General features: G+C 66.3%; 14 protein-coding genes and 1 riboswitch. Of the genes, 8 read left to right on the top strand and 6 right to left on the bottom strand.

Annotated elements, in window-relative coordinates:
* Nucleotides 1-83: 83 nt before the first annotated feature.
* Nucleotides 84-3,899 carry a DUF748 domain-containing protein gene (locus LGR64_RS05490; RefSeq protein WP_230355065.1) on the bottom strand — a complete coding sequence of 1,272 codons (3,816 nt, stop codon included), beginning with the start codon at nucleotides 3,897-3,899 and terminating at the stop codon, nucleotides 84-86.
* Nucleotides 3,900-4,667: 768 nt separating this feature from the next.
* Here LGR64_RS05490 and LGR64_RS05485 point away from each other — a divergent pair.
* The 3 genes from LGR64_RS05485 to nrdR all read left to right on the top strand — a co-directional run bounded on the left by LGR64_RS05485 (nucleotide 4,668) and on the right by nrdR (nucleotide 7,652).
* Nucleotides 4,668-5,579 (top strand): lytic transglycosylase domain-containing protein, encoded by a 912-nt coding sequence (locus LGR64_RS05485; protein ID WP_034396191.1) that lies wholly within the window; start codon nucleotides 4,668-4,670, stop codon nucleotides 5,577-5,579.
* 137 nt (nucleotides 5,580-5,716) lie between these two features.
* Nucleotides 5,717-5,892, top strand: a riboswitch (ZMP/ZTP riboswitch).
* A 34-nt stretch (nucleotides 5,893-5,926) separates the two neighbouring features.
* Nucleotides 5,927-7,174: a serine hydroxymethyltransferase gene (gene glyA / locus LGR64_RS05480; RefSeq protein ID WP_012206754.1), complete on the top strand. Its 1,248-nt coding sequence runs from the start codon at nucleotides 5,927-5,929 to the stop codon at nucleotides 7,172-7,174.
* 22 nt (nucleotides 7,175-7,196) lie between these two features.
* Nucleotides 7,197-7,652: a transcriptional regulator NrdR gene (gene nrdR / locus LGR64_RS05475; RefSeq protein WP_012206755.1), complete on the top strand. Its 456-nt coding sequence runs from the start codon at nucleotides 7,197-7,199 to the stop codon at nucleotides 7,650-7,652.
* 66 nt (nucleotides 7,653-7,718) lie between these two features.
* On the opposite strand, the gene aroC is transcribed toward nrdR, so the two are convergent.
* On the bottom strand, nucleotides 7,719-8,816 hold the full coding sequence (gene aroC / locus LGR64_RS05470) for a chorismate synthase (protein WP_141834497.1): 1,098 nt from the start codon (nucleotides 8,814-8,816) through the stop codon (nucleotides 7,719-7,721).
* Between the two features lie 200 nt (nucleotides 8,817-9,016).
* Here aroC and LGR64_RS05465 point away from each other — a divergent pair, with 200 nt between their 5' ends.
* A complete protein-coding gene (locus LGR64_RS05465) occupies nucleotides 9,017-9,514 on the top strand; it encodes a helix-turn-helix domain-containing protein (protein ID WP_034396196.1) in 498 nt (165 codons plus the stop codon).
* A gap of 146 nt (nucleotides 9,515-9,660) precedes the next feature.
* Here LGR64_RS05465 and LGR64_RS05460 read toward each other — a convergent pair whose 3' ends face one another.
* The gene (locus LGR64_RS05460; RefSeq protein WP_012206758.1) at nucleotides 9,661-10,113 is read right to left on the bottom strand and encodes a CBS domain-containing protein; all 453 of its coding nucleotides are present in this window, start codon (nucleotides 10,111-10,113) and stop codon (nucleotides 9,661-9,663) included.
* A gap of 106 nt (nucleotides 10,114-10,219) precedes the next feature.
* Between LGR64_RS05460 and LGR64_RS05455 the strand changes: the two genes are divergently transcribed.
* Together LGR64_RS05455 and LGR64_RS05450 are read left to right on the top strand one after the other, a co-directional pair.
* Nucleotides 10,220-11,518, top strand: coding sequence for an O-acetylhomoserine aminocarboxypropyltransferase (locus LGR64_RS05455; RefSeq protein ID WP_012206759.1), 1,299 nt, complete (start codon nucleotides 10,220-10,222; stop codon nucleotides 11,516-11,518).
* Nucleotides 11,519-11,540: 22 nt separating this feature from the next.
* The gene (locus tag LGR64_RS05450; RefSeq protein WP_141834494.1) at nucleotides 11,541-12,350 is read left to right on the top strand and encodes an alpha/beta fold hydrolase; all 810 of its coding nucleotides are present in this window, start codon (nucleotides 11,541-11,543) and stop codon (nucleotides 12,348-12,350) included.
* Between the two features lie 36 nt (nucleotides 12,351-12,386).
* Here the strand turns inward: LGR64_RS05450 and LGR64_RS05445 are convergent, their stop codons facing one another.
* Nucleotides 12,387-13,862: an acetamidase/formamidase family protein gene (locus tag LGR64_RS05445; protein ID WP_013801436.1), complete on the bottom strand. Its 1,476-nt coding sequence runs from the start codon at nucleotides 13,860-13,862 to the stop codon at nucleotides 12,387-12,389.
* A 160-nt stretch (nucleotides 13,863-14,022) separates the two neighbouring features.
* Here LGR64_RS05445 and LGR64_RS05440 point away from each other — a divergent pair, with 160 nt between their 5' ends.
* Nucleotides 14,023-16,455, top strand: a complete 2,433-nt coding sequence (locus LGR64_RS05440; protein ID WP_141834491.1) for an acetamidase/formamidase family protein — start codon at nucleotides 14,023-14,025, stop codon at nucleotides 16,453-16,455.
* 13 nt (nucleotides 16,456-16,468) lie between these two features.
* On the opposite strand, the gene LGR64_RS05435 is transcribed toward LGR64_RS05440, so the two are convergent.
* Nucleotides 16,469-17,296 (bottom strand): alpha/beta fold hydrolase, encoded by an 828-nt coding sequence (locus LGR64_RS05435; RefSeq protein WP_034398846.1) that lies wholly within the window; start codon nucleotides 17,294-17,296, stop codon nucleotides 16,469-16,471.
* 218 nt (nucleotides 17,297-17,514) lie between these two features.
* On the opposite strand from LGR64_RS05435, the gene LGR64_RS05430 reads away from it, so the two are divergent.
* Complete coding sequence (locus LGR64_RS05430) at nucleotides 17,515-17,868, top strand: DUF962 domain-containing protein (protein WP_012206764.1); 354 nt, start codon at nucleotides 17,515-17,517, stop codon at nucleotides 17,866-17,868.
* A gap of 16 nt (nucleotides 17,869-17,884) precedes the next feature.
* Here LGR64_RS05430 and LGR64_RS05425 read toward each other — a convergent pair whose 3' ends face one another.
* On the bottom strand, nucleotides 17,885-19,231 hold the full coding sequence (locus tag LGR64_RS05425) for a YihY family inner membrane protein (RefSeq protein WP_141834486.1): 1,347 nt from the start codon (nucleotides 19,229-19,231) through the stop codon (nucleotides 17,885-17,887).
* Nucleotides 19,232-19,238 lie beyond the last annotated feature (7 nt).

Genomic DNA, 19,238 nt, shown 5'->3' with positions numbered 1-19,238 from the left:
GCCGGCCAGGCCGCATGCGGGCATGCTAGCCGGACCGGGAAAACCATATTCTCGCCGTTATTTGAAGCGGAGCCAAAACCGGGCTACTGCGTGGACAGGCTGAGCTGGGCGCGCGGACTCCATTCCTGGTCGTCGGAGTCCAGTTTTGGAGCCCCCAGAAACAGGCGCTCAAGCGGCAACTGCTGCTGGGCAAGGTAGTCGCGCACGGCCACGGCGCGGGCCAGCGCCAGTTCGCGCATGGCGTCGTCGGGCACGGCAATCTGCTCCAGCAGCAGACTTCGCATCTGGTCGGTGGGCAGGTCCTTGGCCATGCCGATGACATTGCGCGGCTTGGCAAAGTCGGCGCGACTGTACAGCGCCTTGGTCAAGGCCGGTACTTCGGAGGCGGGCAACTCGGTCACGGACTCTGCCGATTTGCCGTCGCGCAGCACCTGGCGGCGTTTCTGGGCGAGCAGCAGGCGATCGAGCTCCGCCTGCTTCCAGGCCTCTTTGTCCTGCGCCTCGCGCGCCTCGCCGATCACGGTGAGCTTGAGGGCCGGGCGATCCTTGAGGGAGGCAACCACCTTGTCCAGGCTCTCGCGGGCCTTGCCGTCGATCTGGGCACGCCCCGGCGCGAAGGCCACCACGCCCGATTCGCTGCCGCCCCCAAAAGCGCCCGACAGCAGCGAGAACGGCGAGGTGATGGCCTTCATGATCAGGTTGCCAATGATCTTGAAGATGACCGGCGCCAGCCTGAATTGCGGGTCGTTGAGCGAGCCGCTGACCGGCAGGTCCAGGTCGATGACTCCGTTGCGGTCAGCCAACAGCGCCACCGCCAGGCGCACGGGCAGCGAGGCGGGCGCGCCTTCGACGGCTTCGCCGAAAGTGAGCTGATGCAGCACCAGCTTGTTGCGCGCCGTGAGCTGGCCATCGGGCTCGATCTTGTAGTTGACGTCCATGCTGAGCTTGCCGCGCTCGATCCCGTGGCCCGCGTACTTGATGGAGTACGGCGACAGCGGGGGCAGTTCCAGATCGCGCATCTGGGCACGTATGTCCAGGGCCAGCGGCTTGGCCAGCGGATTGACCTGGCCGGTGATCTCCAGCGAAGCCGTGCCCTGGGCGCGGCCGCGCAGTTCCACATCCGCCAGTTGCGGCGCCTGCTGGCTGGCAGGCTGCTCGGACGAGAAGGCGCTCAGGCGGCCCGCCAGCTCGCTGAGGTCGGCCGAGTAGTTGGGCTGGATGAAGTAGTCGGAGAACTGGACCCTGCCGCCCGTCAGCACAATCGGCCCGATCTTGATGACGGGCGCAGGCCCGGAGGCAGCCTGCGGCGGCGCCGGTTCGGCGGAAGCCGCCGTGCCATCCGCGGCCGGCGTGGCGTTCTGCTCCAGTGACTGCTGGGACTTCGCCGATTTGACGATGTCCTGCAGGTTGATGCGCCCGTTGCGCTGCACGATGACGCGCGCAAAGAAGTCGCTGAGCGCCGTCTCGCGCACGCTCAGGCGCAGCGGCTGGGCGGGCTGCATCTGCAGATCCAGCCCGCGCACGGCCAGCGTCTTCCAGGCCACGAGTTCATCGCGCAGGCCGAGTCCCAAGGCAACCGACTGGGCCTTGGCCCGGTCGGCAGTGGACTCGCTGAGCACGGCAGCCACGGCGCCTGCCGCCGTGCGTGGAGCGCCCTGCCCTGCCTCGCCCGCCGCTTGCACGGGAGAGGCCAGCGCGGAGCGCATGCGCAGATCCACGAGCTCGACATCCCCCTGCACCGCCAGCTCGGGGCCGGCCGGTTGGCTGACAAAGCGCAGTTGTCCGAGGAAATTGCCGTCGGCACGCACCAACTCCACATTGAGCATGTCGGCAAAGTAGGGCTCCAGCGCATGCAGCGGCAGGCTGCGCGCCTGCAACTTGCCCTGAAGCGACAGCGGCGCCAGCCCCAGGTCCCCACGCAGGCTCAGCGAGCCCGCCTGGACACGCCGGCCCGAGCTGACCTGCGCGGACAGCTCCAGCGGCGTGGGCGCGGATTTTGCGGCCAGCGGCTCGATGGCGCCCATGCGAAGGCGCAGTGAACCCAGGTCCAGCGACACGGTGCGCGCCGAATCCGCGTTGCGCACGGGCGCTTCGTCACGCAGCGCAATGGCGCCGCCATCGACCTCCACCGCCTGCAGCTTCAGGCCCCAGGGCCGGGACTTGTCCTTGCCGGCGTCCTGCGATGCGGGTGCCGAGGAAGCGGGCGGCAGCCATTGCTCGTACATCCACCGGCCCTGGGCATCGCGCAACACGGCCAGCTGCGGCTTTTGCAGTGCCAGGCGGCCAACGGAGACCTGCTGGCTGGCCAGATTGACCTGCACCTGCTCCAGCTGCAGGTGCGCGATATCGACGGGCGCGGCCTTGTCCTTGAGGCTCAACTGCTCCACGCCCAGCCCGGCCACCTGAACCACCATGGCGGAACCGTTCCAGCCCAGGCCTGCGTCGGTGCTCAACAGACCCGTCAGCTCGGGTCTGATATGGGCAGACAGGTACGGTGCTGCCAGTTGCAGCGGCAATTGCCGCGCGGAGATGGCCAGTTGGCCCTGCTTGTCGGTCAAGGCGCCGCTCAGCTGCAACTCGGCAGGTTTCGCCCCCTCCCCCGCCGATTCGGGCTGCACCTGCATGCTGGCAGCAAGCTGCAGCGGTTGCTCCAGGGGCCAGCGGATATCGCGCACCTGCAACGACAGCTCGCGCGCCTGCAGCGCAGCGCCCGACTTTCCAGCGTCGGGAGCGGCATCGCGCCAGTGCACCGTGGCATTGGCAACGGACAGCCTGTCCAGGCTGACCTTCCATGGCTGGGGCGCGTCGGAGGCAGGCTTTTCCGCTGCCGGCCTGCCATCCGGGGAGGAAGCACCCCCCATCGCCGTCCAATTGATGCGACCTTGCGCATCGCGGGCCGCAAAAATCTCGGGAGCGCTCCACTGCACGGACTCCAGCTCCGCAACCGACTGCAGCGGCTGCACGTTCTTGAGCACGGCGGCCAGGCGCTCGAAGCGCAGCAGGGGGGCGCCGTCGCGGTCGTGCAGCTCGGCGCCGGACAGGCTGACCTCCCCGGTGATGCGGACCACGGCCTGCTCGGCCTGCTCAAAGGAGATGTGCAGGTTGGCATCCAGCACACCGGAACGCGGCTTGACAGGTGCGGTGACGGGCACATAGCCCAAATAAGGTGTCAGGTCCACGCCCTGCCAGCTCAGATCGACAGCGGTCTGGCGCTGCTCGGTGAAGGGCGTGCTCTGGGCGCTGGATTCAAACCGGCTGCCGTTGAGCGCAAAGGACAGGTGCGGGAGCACCTTGATCTCGCGCTTGGACTCCAGGTTGCTGATGAAGGGCAGGCGCAGCTGCAACTGCTCGAGCATGTGCTGGCGCTGCTGGACCTCGTCCTGCAATTCCACGCGGCCGTCGCGCAGCGCAATGTTGTACAGCGCAAAGCCCACTGGTTTGGAGGGCGGCGTGTCGCCGGGTTCGGCCAGCCTGGCCAGCACATCGTCCACATCGAAATGCCCCAGGCGCTGCTGGGTCAGGCGCAGCACCGGCGCATCGACCTCGATGGCATCCAGCACCGGCGCCAGCCGAAACAGCGACTGGATACTGGCATTGACATAGATGCGGTCGATCTGAAGCTGGGGGGACGAAGATGAAGACGGCACGGACTCCGGCGCCGCGCCTTCCGCCTGGCTCCTGGCAATGCTCAGGTCCCGCAGGGTCAGCTCCAGCGACCAGGGCCGGAACTCCACTGCACCCACACGGACCTGACGGCCCAGCTTGGCCGATGCCTGCTTTTCCAGTTGACTCTTGGCCACAACGGGCACCAGCGCCCACAGCAGCAGCCACAGCAAAAGGAACGCCACAAGGGCGATGGCCAGCCTGCGCAGCCAGCGGTGCTTGAAGAGAGATTGCATGGGGCTCTGGTAACTAGTACAGCCCCATCCTGGGACACAGGACAGGGCAACGGCTGCATTGCACCAGAAATTGGGGCGGCAGCAACGGCTGGGCCCGCACCACGGCACATTTCTTGACGTTGCGGCCATCCTTGAACGACAAAGCCCGGAAGCCGTGAACCGGCTTCCGGGCTTTACGGCGGGCACAAGTCCCGACCGTTTTCCGCAGTCAAGGAGAGGATGGTCCTTGCTGCTTGGAAGCAAGAGATTGCTTCCAGGAAGGCCGCGGAAGAAGACTTGAACCACGGTGTCCGCACTATCGAACACCACTTTTACCCGTCTTCCACCTTGGCGAGACGACTGCAGCAGCAGTCGCCTCCAATATAGAAGGACGCAGGGTCGGCCTGCCAGTGCTTTTGCATTTCATTGCAATTTCATGACGCACTCTGAAAACGGTGGAAGCGGCGTACATCGGTAGCACGCCACCCGCTCTTCAACACCTCAAAACTGTGTTTGTATCCATGGTTTGTTATTACTCATTGATCTAAAAAGTTGATTTCATAGTGTTGACCGTGTATTTGGTGAACTCCTAGAATCCGCCAGCGCTCGAATAGAGCGTTTTTTGTTTCTGCTGCCTCACGACTGAGCAGATCCCGCAGGCCTACAACGCAATGGTGCACCAAGCGCCAGCCTCCCGGATCCGCAGCACCCAATCCAGGGTGTCAGCCTCACCGGCCTTTGCTTCGGCGAAGGCCGTTTCGGGTTGGTGCCCCTAGAAAGGAAAAAGCTATGCCAGCGTCAGGAAAATTTTTCGCCGCCGCGCGAACGTTCGCCATCGATGTGGCCAACGGTTTTCTTGCCATCATCCACAACAGCTTCGCCCTGCTGGGCCTTGCTGTGGCCTTCATGGCCATCACCTTGTTCGCCCGTCCTGACCTGCGCGATGCCGGAGAGAGCCAGCTGCGCTCCTGGCTGACCGCTCGCCAGATGGCCGAGCTGGGTGTTCCCGTCGAACTCGCTGCCAGCGATCGGGCGACGGCGACCAACCCCAAGAACCTGCCCAAGGAGCAGGCAGCCGTGGCCTTCTGGCTCAGCAAGAAGTACCGCGTGGCGCCTGAGCCGATCGCGGCACTGGTCAGCGAGGCCTATGACCTGGGCAAGGTCAACCGCCTGGACCCGACGCTGATCCTGGCCATCATGGCCATCGAGTCCAGCTTCAACCCGTTTGCGCAAAGCGCTGTCGGCGCGCAGGGCCTGATGCAGGTGATGACCACGGTGCATACCGACAAGTATGAGAACTTCGGTGGCCAGAATGCTGCCTTCGACCCGGTCAGCAATCTGCGCGTGGGCGTGCGCGTACTCAAGGAATGCATCGAGCGCGCCGGCTCCATCGAAGGAGGCCTGCGCTACTACGTGGGCGCAGCCAACCTGCCCACCGACGGTGGCTACGCCGCCAAGGTGCTGGCCGAGCACCAGCGCCTGCGCATGGCCGCCGGCCTGCGTGCCGTGCCTTTGATGACCGCCAAGGTGGATCAGCCCCGGCAGGCCGTACAGATCGCCTCCACCAAGCCGGCCACCCCTGTGGCAGAGGCCTCAGGCCCGGCAGCAGCGGCTGCGCCTGCAGCCGTGCCGGTCAGCTCGAGCAACACCTCTGCCCGCTCCGAGCAGGTGGCCCTTCAGTCCCAGGAGCCGGCGCTTTAGCCTGACTTCCCGGCATAGTGAGTGCACAGCTGGCCAAGGCCAGCTTTTTTCATGCCCGATCCAACTGCAGGTGGCCCACGCAAACGCCTTCTGCAACGCCCCTGCCAGGTCTTCGGCGCCACCGGCTCAGCTACACTAGCGGGGTACGCAACTGGCGATAGGCGCAGCCGCTTCACGCACCGCTGCCGCTGACGTGGAAACCAGCAGAAGGCCCGAGAAGGACCACCTTCTGTGAACCACCGGGGAGCGTACCGCCCAGCCTCCATGCGCACGCGGGATCTGGAGTGTTCCGCCGTTCGCCTGGGCAGCCCTTGGCCTCAAGGGAATTTCAAGTTCACAGGACTGCCATGTTTCAACGCACCAATACCGTCGAGAAGGTCGACGCCGAAGTCTTTGCCGCCATCCAGGCCGAGAACCTGCGTCAACAAGAACATATCGAGCTGATCGCCAGCGAGAACTATTGCTCGCCTGCCGTCATGGAAGCCCAGGGCTCCCAGCTCACCAACAAGTACGCCGAAGGCTATCCGGGCAAGCGCTACTACGGCGGCTGCGAGAACGTCGATGTGGTCGAGCAACTCGCCATCGACCGCGTCAAGAAGCTGTTCGGCGCCGAAGCCGCCAACGTGCAGCCTAACTCCGGCTCCCAGGCCAACCAGGCAGTGCTGATGGCCTTTGCCAAGCCCGGCGACACCATCATGGGCATGAGCCTGGCCGAAGGCGGTCACCTGACGCACGGCATGCCGCTGAACATGTCGGGCAAGTGGTTCAACGTGGTCTCCTACGGCCTGAATGCCGAAGAAGCCATCGACTACGACAAGATGGAAGCGCTGGCGCGCGAGCACAAGCCCCGCATCATCGTGGCCGGCGCATCGGCCTACGCCCTGGCCATCGACTTCGAGCGCTTCGCCAAGATCGCAAAGGAAGTCGGCGCCATTTTCTGGGTGGACATGGCCCACTATGCCGGCCTGATCGCCGCAGGCGTGTACCCCAACCCCGTGCCCCACGCCGACGTGGTCACCACCACCACGCACAAGAGCCTGCGCGGCCCGCGCGGCGGCGTGATCCTGATGAAGGCCGAGCACGAGAAGGCCATCAACAGCGCCATCTTCCCCGGCCTGCAAGGCGGCCCGCTGATGCATGTCATTGCCGGCAAGGCCGTGGCCTTCAAGGAAGCGCTGTCGCCCGAGTTCAAGACCTACCAGGAACAGGTCGTGAAGAACGCCAAGGTTGTCGCGGAAACGCTGACGGCACGCGGTCTGCGCATCGTCTCCGGCCGCACGGAAAGCCACGTCATGCTGGTGGACCTGCGCGCCAAGGGCATCACCGGTAAGGCGGCCGAAGCCGCGCTGGGTGCCGCCCACATGACGATCAACAAGAACTCCATCCCCAACGATCCCGAAAAGCCGATGGTGACCAGCGGCATTCGCGTGGGCACGCCCGCCATGACCACGCGCGGCTTCAAGGAAGAGGAAGCCCGCCTGACAGCCAACCTGCTGGCCGACGTGCTGGAGAACCCCGCCGACGAAGCCAACCTGGCCCGCGTACGCGCCCAGGTGGCCGAGCTGACGGCCCGCTTCCCGGTCTACGGCGCCTGAGTTGCACGCATAGAGGCCTGCCATGAAGTGCCCGTTCTGCAGCCATCCGGACACCCAGGTCGTGGAGACCCGCGAGGCCGAGGATGGGGGCTTCATCCGCCGCCGCCGCCAGTGCGGCGGCTGCGACAAGCGCTTTACGACCTATGAGCGGCCCGAGGTCAGCTTTCCCGCCATCGTCAAGAAGGACGGGCGGCGCATCGAGTACGAGCGCGCCAAGCTGCTGGGCTCGTTCAAGATCGCGCTGCGCAAGCGCCCCGTGAGCACAGAGCAGATCGATGCCGCCATCGAGCGCATCGAGGAGCGGCTGCGCAACCTGGGCGAGCGCGAAGTGCTCTCCAGCCGCCTGGGCGAGATGGTGATGCGCGAGCTCAAGCTGCTCGACAAGGTCGGCTACATCCGCTACGCCAGCGTCTACCGCAGCTTCGAGGATGTGGACGACTTCAAGAACGTCATGGATGAGGTGCGCAATCCCGGCTGATCAGGCCGGCAGGACGCAAGAAAGCCGCCCTTGGGCGGCTTTTTCTTTGGTAGCCTGGCAGTGCTCTCAGGGCGCGGCGGCAGGGATGGGAGCCAGGCCCGAATCCACGTCACCGCACTGTGCGCGGTGGCGCAGCGCATGGTCCATCACCACCAGGGCCAGCAGCGCCTCGGCGATGGGCGCTGCGCGGATGCCGACGCAGGGGTCGTGGCGGCCCTTGGTGATGACCTCGGTGCTCTGGCCCTGCACGTCGATGGATTCGCGCGGCGTAATGATGGAACTGGTGGGCTTGATGCCTATGCGCACTTCCAGGTCCTGACCCGTGCTGATGCCGCCGACGATGCCACCGGCGTTGTTGCTGCGAAAGCCTTCGGGACTCAGCGAGTCGCCGTGCGTGGTGCCGCGCTGGACCACGCTGTCGAAACCGGCACCGATCTCCACGGCCTTGACCGCATTCAGGCCCATCATGGCGTAGGCGATATCGGCATCCAGGCGGTCATACAGCGGCTGGCCCAGGCCCACCGGCATGCCGCTGGCCTGCACGCGCAGCGCAGCACCGCAGGAGTCGCCCGACTTGCGCAGCGCATCCATGTATTCCTCGTATTGGGACACATCAGCCACCGGTGCAAAGAAGGGGTTGTTGCGCACATGCTCCCAGCTCTCGAAGGGCAGGGACAACTCGCCCACCTGGGTCATGCAGGCGCGGAACTCGGTGCCGAACTTTTCCTTGAGCCACTTCCTGGCCACGGCACCAGCGGCCACCGTGGGGGCCGTCAGCCGTGCCGAGGAACGGCCGCCGCCGCGCGGATCACGGATGCCGTATTTCTGGAAGTAGGCGTAGTCGGCATGGCCGGGACGAAAGCTCTGCGCAATGTTGGAGTAGTCCTTGCTGCGCTGGTCGGTATTGCGGATCAGCAGCGCGATCGGCGTGCCCGTGGTGCGGCCTTCGTAGACGCCCGAGAGGATTTCCACCGCATCGGGCTCGTTGCGCTGGGTCACGAACTTGCTGGTGCCGGGGCGGCGGCGATCCAGATCTTGCTGGATATCCGCTTCGTTCAGCGCCATGCCGGGCGGACAGCCGTCGATGACGCAGCCTATGGCCGGGCCATGCGATTCGCCGAAGTTGGTGACAGTGAATAGGGTGCCGAAGGTGTTGCCGCTCATAGGCCGACGATTATGCCCGGGTAGCCCGCAAGCGCCGTGCCCGCGGCGGCGGTGCATTGCGCAGGCAGCCATCGCCCAGCGAGAATAAAAATAGCTATCGAATTGCAAATATTCATAGTTAAAATTGCAATCCACCCTTTTTCAACCCGCCTGCGGATCACCACGCTGGCACCAGCCGCAAACTGCGGGAGGTTCGTGAAATGCAGGCCTCTTACGACTCAACGCAAATCCAGGATCACGGCGACCATGCGGGCAGCACTCCACCGGCATCGCCAGGCCTTCAGCCCAAGGACGAGGAGCAGGACCTTCGCCCCTCGCTGCTGAATGTACTGCTGACATCGTCCAGCCCTGGCGATTTCAGAACCCGCAATAGGCTTGCCCAGGCCAAGCAGTACATGCGGGCCCGGCTCGACGACCCCGAGCTCAAGCCCTTGCAGGTGGCTCGGGACATGGGCATGTCGCTGCGCAGCCTGGCGCGGCTGTTTGCCACCGAAGGCCTGACCCCGAGCCGCTGGCTCTGGAACGAACGGCTGGCCCAGGCGCACCTGCTGCTTCGGGCAGACAATGCGCGGCGCGTGACCGATGTGGCGCTGGCCTGCGGCTTCACCAGCTTCTCGCACTTCAGCCGTGTCTTCAGACAGGCCTATGACGTGCCGCCCAGCGCCTTGCTCAAGCCCAAACGCCGCCGCGTGCACTGACAGGTCCTGCTGACCATCCGCTCGCTGTTCACGCGACTGTCTGCTTTGCGCCCTGCGCGCAAAGACAAAGGCCTCCGCCGCATTTTGCGTTCGGAGGCCTTGCTGCCCAATGTGAAACGGACGAAAGGTCGATATCGCCCCGACGATCAGTCCGCGCCCTGGCGCTCGCCCTCGGGCCAGTCGCGGATGTAGGCCTTGAGCATGCGGTTCTCGAAGTTCTGGCTGTCCACCACAGCCTTGGCCACGTCGTACAGGCTGATCACGCCCATGAGCATGCGCTTGTCCATCACCGGCATGTAGCGTGCGTGGCGGTCCAGCATCATGCGGCGCACCTCATCCATGTCGGTTTCCATGGTGCAGGTCATGGGAGCGTCGTCCATGGCCGAGCGCACCAGCGTCTCGCCCACCCCGCCGTGCTTGACGAAGCCCTGGATCACTTCGCGGAAGGTCAGCATGCCGACCACGTCGCCATGCTCCATGACCACGAGGGAGCCGATATCGCGCTCCGACATCACCTGCACCGCGCTGGCCAGGCTTTCGTCCGGCGACACCGTGTAGAGGGTGTTGCCCTTGACGCGCAGGATGTCACTTACTTTCATGCCGTATCTCCAAATTTGTCTGTGTCGCCGTGGTTGCGGCAAACCCGTGTCTGACAGGAAATATAGCCCACAATGCCCGCTTGCCTTGACAACCATGGAGACAGGAATGCCCGGCTACTCGGACCCCGGCTTTGACACCCTGGCGCTGCACGCGGGCGCACAGCCCGACCCCGCCACCGGAGCGCGCGCGACGCCCATCCACCTCACGACCTCGTTCGTGTTCGAGTCCAGCGACCATGCGGCCTCGCTGTTCAACCTGGAGCGCCCAGGGCACGTCTACAGCCGCATCTCCAATCCCACGAACGCCGTGCTGGAGCAGCGCGTCTCGGCCCTGGAAGGCGGCGTAGGCGCCATCGCCGTGGCCAGCGGCCAGGCGGCGCTGCACCTGTCGGTGGCCACGCTCATGGGCGCGGGCAGCCATATCGTGGCCAGCACGGCGCTGTACGGCGGCTCGCAGAACCTGCTGCACTACACGCTGGCGCGCTTCGGCATAGAAACCACCTTCGTCAAGCCCGGCGACATCGACGGCTGGCGCGCTGCGGTGCGCCCCAACACCAAGCTGTTCTTCGGCGAGACGGTGGGCAACCCGGGCCTGGATGTGCTGGACATCCCCACCATCAGCGCCATCGCACATGAGGCCGGCGTACCGCTGCTGGTGGACTCCACGCTGACCTCGCCCTGGCTGATGAAGCCGCTGGAGCATGGCGCGGACATCGTCTACCACTCGGCCACCAAGTTCCTGTCGGGCCACGGCACCGTGGTCGGCGGCATCGTGGTGGATGGCGGCAGCTTCGACTGGGAAAAGTCGGGGCGCTTCCCGGAGCTGACCGAGCCCTACGACGGATTCCACAACATGGTGTTCAGCGAGGAAAGCAGCACCGGCGCCTTCCTGCTGCGCGCGCGGCGCGAAGGCCTGCGCGACTTCGGCGCCTGCATGAGCCCGCATACGGCCTGGCTGATCCTGCAGGGCATAGAGACGCTGCCGCTGCGCATGGAGCGCCACATCCGCAATACCGAGAAGGTGGTGCAATTCCTGGCCAGCCATCCGCTGGTGGGCCGCGTGGGCCACCCGCTGCTGGAGACCCATCCCTCGCACCAGCTCGCCAAGAAGCTGCTGCCGCGCGGCGCGGGCTCGGTGTTCAGTTTCGACATCAAGGGCAATCGCAACCAGGGGCGCAAGTTCATCGAGACGCTCAAGGTCTTCAGCCACCTGGCCAACGTGGGCGACTGCCGCAGCCTGGTGATCCATCCGGCCAGCACCACGCATTTCCGCATGAGCGACGAAGCACTGGCCCAGGCCGGCATCGGCCAGGGCACGATACGCCTGTCCATCGGACTGGAGGATGCCGACGACCTGATCGATGACCTCAAGCGCGCCCTCAAGGCCGCTGAAAAGGCAGCGTGAGCCGACAAGGGAGACACCAACAATGAAGATCGATGTTCAGGGCCACGCCATCTACGCCTATACCGGCGGCAAGGCCTTCAACCCCGCCCAGCCCACGGCCATCCTCATCCACGGCGTGCTGTGCGACCACAGCGTCTGGGCCCTGCAAAGCCGCTACCTGGCCAACCACGGCTGGAACGTGCTGGCCATAGACCTGCCCGGCCACTGCCGCAGCGCGGGTGACGCGCCCGCCAGCGTGGAGGCAGCAGCGGATTTCATCGGCCAGCTCATGGATGCGGCAGGCATCGGAAAGGCCGCGCTGGTCGGCCACAGCTGGGGCAGCCTGATCGCCATGGAAGCGGCCGCCCGGCTGGGCGCGCGCGTCAGCCACCTGGTGCTGGTGGGCACGGCCTATCCGATGAAGGTCTCGCCCGCCCTGCTGGACTCCGCGCTGAGCACGCCAGAGCAGGCCATCCGCATGGTCAATGTGTTCTCGCGCGCCACGCTGGCACCACCCAGCGGTGCAGGCAGCTGGGTATTCGGCGCCGGCATGGCGCTGGGCCGGCGCGTGCTGGCCAGCAATGACCGCGCCAACCTGCTGCACACCGGCTTCAAGGCCTGCGACAGCTACGCGGGCGGCGAGGCGGCCATGGCGGCGCTGCAATGTCCGGTCCTGTTCGCCCTGGGCGAGCAGGACCAGATGACGCCGCCCAAGGCCGCCAAGGGCCTGATCGAGGCGGCCCGGGCCGCGCAGCGCCAGGTCAGCATCGTGCACCTGCCCAGCGGCCACAACCAGATGACCGAGGCGCCCGACCAGACGCTGTTCGCCATCCGGGATTTCCTGGCGCGCTGAGCCCGGCCGGGTCCTGCCCGCAGGGCCCGGACGCACTCACGCGCCGCGCGCGGGGAAGATGCTCTTTTTCACGAGCGCGTGCACGCCCCAGTTGCCATCCACCACCTGGGTGATGCCGAAGTCCACGGCAATCGACATCAGCGAGATGGCCTCGTCCTCTCCCAGCCCCTGGGTGGTCATGAGGAAGTGGCGCATCTTGTGATAGGCGTCGCGCAGCGCCAGGTCCACGGAAGACTTCTTGAAGATCTGGTTTTGCGCATCAGGCCCCAGCTCCGCCAGGTAGTTGGCGTAGCTGAAGCCGTGCAGCAGCCATTCGTCCTGGGTTTCGAGCAGCGGATAGGCCAGTTCGGCCAGCGGCGTTCCAGGCAGGTCCGCCTTCTTGTGCAGGACCAGCTGGAAGGTGCCGGTCAGCGAGCACTCGATGGCCGTGCCGCACAGCTCGGAGTCCCCCTGCGAGGCATGCGGATCGCCCACGGTGAAGTTGGCCCCTGGCACGGCCACGGGGAAATACATGGTCGCCCCCTTGCCGATGCGCCAGTTGTCTATGTTGCCGCCCGTGTGGTTGGGTGGAATGGAGCTGGCCATCTCCACCTCGGCCGGCGCCACGCCGATGGTGCCGAAGTGCGGGCGCACGGGAACGCGGATATTGCGCAGCACGTTTTCGTTCTTGCTGATCGTGCGGTGGTCCACGGGCACGCCCGGATAGTCGATGGTCGGATGAACCACGCCAAAGGGGTCGGTCTGCGGCGTCCAGCGGTAGTTGTAGACGGCGCGGGCCCAGTTGCGCTCGCCGGTCGCATCCACCTCGTAGATGGTGACCACCTCGCGCTTTCGGGGCTCGGTGAGCGTGTCGCCATAGTGAAAGCCCCAGTTCGCCGCCGCATTGCTGCCGAAGGTCCGGCCCTTGAACTGCGGGTTGCCCGAGGGGCGTGGCACCACATCAATGATGCGCACTTCCAGCACATCGCCGGGCTGTGCGCCCTTGATGCGTACCGGCCCCGTGCAGATGTGCACGCCCTGGCCTCCACCTGCGCCGTTCTTGGCGTCCATGGGACCGGCGCCCCGGCGATCGACGTTCTTGCGCTGGCTGTCCCAGTGGAACACGCTCTCGGCGCCAGGGTCGCCCCGGACCATGCGTTCGGCATCGTCATTGGCGTGGTGGGTCAGCGTCTCCATGGTCACGTAGTCACCCGATTCGACTTCGACCACCGGCTTGGCCGATCTGCTGAAGTAGCCCCAGAGCACGGTGCTGGCAGAGGCGGGAATGTAGTAGTGGCTGGCCATGCCCTGGCCGGCCCGGGCGCCAGGCGCACCCTGGGCAAAGGCCCGGGACGGTGCCATCGCACCGCTGATGGCGCCGGCCGAGACCGCGCCGCCACCGACCACCATGGCGTCGCGCAGGAAGGAACGGCGTGCGACCTGGAATTCCTCGCGGATCAGCTTCTCGTCGGCTGGCGAAGCACCGTGCTGGCAGCCCGGGCCGCAGATATGTTCTTGGTGGGGGATGGTCATCGAAAATACTCCTGCTGTTGTGGATCGGTGCCGGCAGCGCCAGTGTCCAGGCGAGCATGTCCAGGCCGGTTGTTCCTGCGCGCACAAAAACTTGTCGCGGCTGCCATCCGGTGCGCCGGGCTTGGACAGGCAGTACGCGGGCGTTCATAGTTCGACCCTGATGCACGACGATCCAAGACGCTTTTCCACCCACGCATTTCCCGATGCCTTGCGGCAGGCTGCGCTCAATGAGGCGCTGTCCAGGGCAGACATCCATGGCGAAGCGCCCACGCCACCGGCCACCCACCTGGCGCTGCGCAGCTCGCCACTGGGATCGGTGTTCATTACGCTGGCCACCTCGCCGCTGACGCTGCGGGCCGTGGCCAAGCGGCTGCGCGGCCCGGGACTGCTGCTGTGCGCCTTGCTGCAAGGCAGCGCCAATGCGGTGATCGAGGACGCTGCGTTCCCGCTCAAGGCAGGCTCGGCCCTGCTGCTGGAGTCAGACCGGGACTGGCAGTTGCAGTTGCCCGGCGACGGCCGCCTGCTGCTTGCGCGGCTGGAGTCCTCGAGCTTTCTGTTGCGCCTGCTGCGCTCGTGCCCGCCCGAGGCCAGGCACATCGGCGGGACAGGCGGTGTGGGGGCCATGTGCATGGCAATGGCGGCCTCACTGGCAGAGCAGATCGACACACTGGCACAGGACGATCTGCTGTCGGTGGAGGCCACGCTCACCGACATGCTGGTCACCTGCCTGACACCGCGCGCCGGCAATCCCGACCAGGAGCAGGCCGAGGCGACCGAGCCGCCAAGCGCCGTGCAGCTTGGCCATCTGCGCCGCATCTGCCGCGCCATCGAAACCCGGCTGGGCGATGCCGAGCTGTCCATCGATGCCATCGCCGACGCCGAGGGGCTGTCCACACGCTATCTGCAAAAGCTGTTCAAGGGGGCGGCCACCAGCTTCAGCACCTACCTGCGCGAACGCCGGCTGGAGCGCTGCCGCATGGACCTGAGCAACCGCTCGCTGCAGCATTTCTCCATTGCCGAGCTGTGCTTTCGCTGGGGCTTTGGCGATGCCGCCAACTTCAGCCGTGCCTTCACGGCCCGCTATGGTCTGTCCCCCAAGGCCTATCGCGCCAGTCCGGCGCGCGTGCAGGATGCGCCGCCCGGCCAGCGCGGACGCCCCTCGCCCGCCGAGAGCGCTGCGCAGGGTGCAGAACCGGCCGCAGCGCGCCTGGCACACAGCCCGTTCCAGGCCCTGCTGCGCGACCATGCACGCTACGCCCAGGCGCTGGCCCTTGTGCCCAAGCGCTCGGCGCACGCAGACAATGGCGGTGCGTCGCCCCAGCATTACTACCTGCCGGTCTCCGACAAGACCGTGCACTGGGGCTACCTGAGCCGTTCACTCAAGCCCGTGCTTTCGGTGCGCTCGGGTGACGTGGTGACCATGGAGACGCTGACTCAGCATGCCTCGGACGACTGGGAGCGCATGATCGAAGGCGATCCGGGTGCCGAAAGCGTGTTCCACTGGACCGCAGCCCAGAAGGCCGTGGACCGGCGCGGCGCGGGCCCGATGGACGCCTCGATCTACGGCCGCGGCGCGGGCGAGGGCTTCGGCGTGCACATCTGCACCGGCCCCATCTATGTGCATGAGGCCGAACCCGGCGACCTGCTGGAGATACGCATCCTCGATGTGCAGCCACGCCCCAGCTGCAGCCCCGCCCACCACGGCCGTGTCTTCGGCAGCAACGCCGCCGCCTGGTGGGGCTTTCACTACCGCGACCAGATCACGGAGCCCCGCCAGCGCGAAGTGGTCACCATCTACGAAATCGACCACGCACTGCCCGAGGAGCCCACGGCCCGCGCTGTCTACAACTACCGCTGGACGCCGCAGACCGACCCCTTCGGCGTGGTCCATCCGACCATCGACTACCCGGGCGTGCCCGTGGACCCCGCCAGCATCACCCGGCGCTTTGGTGTGCTGGACAAGGCACGCGTGCCGCTGCGTCCGCATTTCGGCATGCTGGCCGTGGCACCGCGAGAGGCCGGCCTGATCGACTCCATACCGCCGAGCTACTTCGGCGGCAACCTGGACAATTGGCGCGCGGGCAAGGGAGCCACCCTCTTCCTGCCCGTATCGGTGCCAGGCGCACTGTTTTCGGTGGGAGACCCGCATGCATCCCAAGGCGACTCGGAACTGTGCGGCACGGCCATCGAATGCTCGCTGACCGGCAGCTTCGAGCTGCGGGTGCACAAGCGCGCCGCGCTGGACAACCGCTTCCTTGCAGAGCTGGACCACCCTTTCCTGGAGACCGGCTCCGAATGGGTGATACAGGGCTTCAGCTTCACCGACCACCTGGCCGAACTGGGCAGCCAGGCGCAGTCCCAGGTCTATCGCAAATCATCGCTGGAAGGCGCCATGCGTGACGCCTTCCACAAGACAAGGCGCTATCTGATGCTGGCCCATGGGCTGGACGAGGACGAAGCCGTATCGCTGATCTCCGTGGCCGTGGACTTCGCCGTGACGCAGGTGGTGGACGGCAACTGGGGCGTGCACGCCGTGATCAAGAAGACGCTGTTTCCGCCGGAACTCTCAGCGTCCGCCCAGGCTGGCCCATGAAGCCCACCCGGGATCAGACCCGTGCCAGGAAGCGGGCGATGCGCTGGGCAATGCGCTCGGGCTGCTCGCGGTGGGGAACGTGGCCGCCACCGGCCACGATCTCCACCTCCACCGGGCCGCTGGCGCGGTCGCGGATGCGCTCGGGGTGGACCAGGGAGCCGAACTCGTCGAGCTCTCCATGGATGGCCAGCACCGGGCAGCGCACGCGCTCCAGCGCCTCATCCAGCCGGTAGTCGGCAAAAGGCGGGGACAGCCAGGTATCGACCCAGGCAGACAGCACCCAGGCGGCCTTGTCGCCGTGGTATTTCTCCAGACGGGCCAGCTGGCCGGGCCGGGCGAAATCCTGTTGGGCCGCACGAATGCCCTGCAAGGTGCGATCTTCCACGAAGGCCTGGGCGGACTCCGTGATCACCGCCTTGCACTGCGCGCCATATCGGGCCGCCACCATGGCGGCCATGCCGCCGCCCACGCTGTGGCCCAGCACAATGAAATCCCCAAGGCCCAGCCCCTGGTGCACGGCCGGAAACACGGTCTCTGCCTCCCGAGCCACAAAGCCCGGCCCCAGCGTGCCCGGATAGGGATCGGACTGGCCAAAGCCCAGCCGGTCATAGGCCAGCACATCGCGGCGCGTGGCCTCGGCCAGTTGCTGCGGGAAATCGCGCCACAGCGCCACCGAGCCCAGCGAGTCGTGCAGCAGCACGATGGGCGCGCGCGCCGGGCCTTGTTCGCCTTCGCCGGCCGCCGGCGCCTGCCAGCGCCTGACGTAGATGCTGCCCTGCGGCGTGGGAATGCGGATTTCGTTCAAGGATGCGGGGATGTCGGTCATGCACGAGGAAGGCATCGAAAAAAACTCCATGCCGGTCGGCGCCGGCCCGGCAGACATCATGCGCCTGCATGCCGCCAGAGGGCGACACCGTGGCGACGCGCTGGGCGGAATGCGGCAGCTTTTGTCTCTCTCGGGGCAGCTTTTGCGAACCCGGGCGCGCGGGTTCCTCCGATGGTGAAAGGCCAGGCAGCGGCGTATAAGTTGAAGCCACCCCATGCACGCGAAGGCCTGCCATGTCACACGCTTCCGCTCCCCTGCCCGGCGCCGCACAGGCTGCCGTGGACCCGCGCCAGTTCAAGAGCTTTGCCGAGTTCTATCCGTTCTACCTTCAGGAGCACAGCAACCGTACCTGCCGGCGCCTGCACTTCGTCGGCTCCACGCTGGCGCTGCTGTGCCTGTTCGCGCTGTTCCTGACCGGCAATTTCTGGTTCCTGCTCGGCGGCCTGCTGTTCGGCTACGGCTTTGCCTGGATAGGGCACTTCGGCTTCGAGAAAAACCGGCCCGCCAGCTTCAAGCGCCCGCTGTACAGCTTTCGCGGCGACTGGGTGATGTGGCGCGACATCCTCACCGGACGCATTGCGCTCTAAAGCGCCGCGCCGGGCACTACGGCCGGGGCCGGCTCTCCAGCAGGCTGGCCAGCGTCATGCCCGCAAGGCCCGTACGCTCCCACAGCGGCTGCACGGCCGCGGAAGGCGCCAGCAGCAGGCGTTCGACCAGGGGTGCCAAGGGGGTGTGTTGCGGGTCCACCAGCAGCATGTAGCGGGGCTCGGTGCCCTCGCTGCCCGCCGCGACGCCTGGTGCCTGCACCGTTCCCACCCAGTCGAGCACGGACAGCGCCTGCAGCACCGGATCGATCTGCTGCCAGTCCACATGCAGACGGCGTGCCAGATCGCTGGCATACAGGCCCTTGGCGGGCGACTCGCGCTCCTGCTCCAGGTACTGCAGGATTTCCACGGCCATCTCGAACTGCCAGCCCTGCTGTCCGGGCATGCGCTGCACGCCGGCCATGACGATGGGCAGATACGCGGTGACCACGGCGCCCAGCAGCACGATGATCCAGGCCATGTAGATCCAGATCAGCAGGATCGGCAAGGTGGCAAAGGTGCCGTAGATGACCGAATAGGTAGGAACCGAGGCCAGGTACAGGCCCAGCGCCTTCTTGGCCAGCTCCATGCAGGTGGCCACGAACAGGCCGCCCACCCAGGCATGGCGCCAGCGCACCGCCGTATTGGGCACGTAGTGGTACAGGCCCGCCATGCCAGCGGCCAGCGCCAGGAACTCGATGGAATCGAAGATGAAGCGCAAGCCTTCGGGCAGCGCATTGACCAGCCCGCGCGAGGCCGACATCACATAGGACGACAGCACCAGGCTCAGACCCAGCACCAGCGGGCCCAGCGTGATCGCTGCCCAGTAGATCAGCACGCGCTGGCCCAGCGGCCGCAGCTGGCGCACGCGCCAGATGTTGTTGAGCGTGCGGTCTATGGTGAGGATCAGCGCGACCGCCGTGATCACCAGAATGGAAAAACCGGCCATGCCCAGTTGGCTGGCCTTGGAGGCGAACTGCGTCAGATAGCCCAGCACCTGGCGCGCAATGGTCTCCGGAATCAGGCTGTCGATCAGCCAGCGCTCCAGCACGATCTGCACGCGCGAGAAGATGGGAAACGCCGTGAACAGCGCCAGCGCCACCGTGAAGAACGGCACCAGGGCCAGCACCGTGGTGAAGGTCAGGCTGCTGGCGGTGACGCCCAGCCGGTCCTCGCGAAAGCGTTCGCGCAGCGTGTGCGCGGTATTGCGCCAGGGAAAGCAGCGCAGGCGTTCGCGCCAGGATGGGGGCACCACCGGCTCGGGCCGCTCCATCAGCGAAAGGCTGCGCTCCTGTTCGGGCGCGGGCAGTGCAACGGCACCGTCCTCCAGGCCACCGGTGGGCTCCTGCCCGGGGCCGCCGCTCATCGCCATA

The organism is Delftia sp. Lp-1 (genome assembly GCF_020523835.1).
Classification (GTDB): domain Bacteria; phylum Pseudomonadota; class Gammaproteobacteria; order Burkholderiales; family Burkholderiaceae_C; genus Comamonas; species Comamonas acidovorans.
The sequence above is the reverse complement of the archived record's forward strand: the minus strand, read 5'-3'. Positions and strand labels throughout refer to the sequence as shown.

Excerpts from the sequence above, each read along its gene's own strand:
- LGR64_RS05490 (WP_230355065.1), bottom strand. The coding sequence starts at position 3,899 with ATGCAATCTCTCTTCAAGCACCGCTGGCTGCGCAGGCTGGCCATCGCC.
- LGR64_RS05485 (WP_034396191.1), top strand. The coding sequence starts at position 4,668 with ATGCCAGCGTCAGGAAAATTTTTCGCCGCCGCGCGAACGTTCGCCATC.
- glyA (WP_012206754.1), top strand. The coding sequence starts at position 5,927 with ATGTTTCAACGCACCAATACCGTCGAGAAGGTCGACGCCGAAGTCTTT.
- nrdR (WP_012206755.1), top strand. The coding sequence starts at position 7,197 with ATGAAGTGCCCGTTCTGCAGCCATCCGGACACCCAGGTCGTGGAGACC.
- aroC (WP_141834497.1), bottom strand. The coding sequence starts at position 8,816 with ATGAGCGGCAACACCTTCGGCACCCTATTCACTGTCACCAACTTCGGC.
- LGR64_RS05465 (WP_034396196.1), top strand. The coding sequence starts at position 9,017 with ATGCAGGCCTCTTACGACTCAACGCAAATCCAGGATCACGGCGACCAT.
- LGR64_RS05460 (WP_012206758.1), bottom strand. The coding sequence starts at position 10,113 with ATGAAAGTAAGTGACATCCTGCGCGTCAAGGGCAACACCCTCTACACG.
- LGR64_RS05455 (WP_012206759.1), top strand. The coding sequence starts at position 10,220 with ATGCCCGGCTACTCGGACCCCGGCTTTGACACCCTGGCGCTGCACGCG.
- LGR64_RS05450 (WP_141834494.1), top strand. The coding sequence starts at position 11,541 with ATGAAGATCGATGTTCAGGGCCACGCCATCTACGCCTATACCGGCGGC.
- LGR64_RS05445 (WP_013801436.1), bottom strand. The coding sequence starts at position 13,862 with ATGACCATCCCCCACCAAGAACATATCTGCGGCCCGGGCTGCCAGCAC.
- LGR64_RS05440 (WP_141834491.1), top strand. The coding sequence starts at position 14,023 with ATGCACGACGATCCAAGACGCTTTTCCACCCACGCATTTCCCGATGCC.
- LGR64_RS05435 (WP_034398846.1), bottom strand. The coding sequence starts at position 17,296 with ATGCCTTCCTCGTGCATGACCGACATCCCCGCATCCTTGAACGAAATC.
- LGR64_RS05430 (WP_012206764.1), top strand. The coding sequence starts at position 17,515 with ATGTCACACGCTTCCGCTCCCCTGCCCGGCGCCGCACAGGCTGCCGTG.
- LGR64_RS05425 (WP_141834486.1), bottom strand. The coding sequence starts at position 19,231 with ATGAGCGGCGGCCCCGGGCAGGAGCCCACCGGTGGCCTGGAGGACGGT.